A 244-nucleotide genomic window follows, 5' to 3' on the forward strand; every position below is an offset into this window, starting at 1 on the left:
GGTTGAATCTGCATCGGCATCAGCAACCTTATCCACCGTATCAGCCAAGCTGATCGTATTGCCTGAAATGACAATACCATTGCCGGCCGAGTACACGGTCGTGTCATCCAATGACGACAGATCAACCGTACCTCCATTCGCAAGCGATAACAAAGTCCCAGCAAACGAAAGCTGCTGATCATCACTCCCCGTATCATCGAGATACGAAAGATCAACGCTATTCCCCTTTGTGATAGCAAGCATG

General features: G+C 48.8%; 1 protein-coding gene. It reads right to left on the reverse strand.

Features of this window, described 5'->3' with window-relative positions:
- The coding region (locus ACTFO6_RS19485; protein WP_439935961.1) for a hypothetical protein at positions 1 to 244 on the reverse strand (244 nt) is incomplete at both ends.

Source organism: Pelomicrobium sp. G1 (genome assembly GCF_051905455.1).
Lineage (GTDB): Bacteria > Pseudomonadota > Gammaproteobacteria > Burkholderiales > UBA6910 > Pelomicrobium.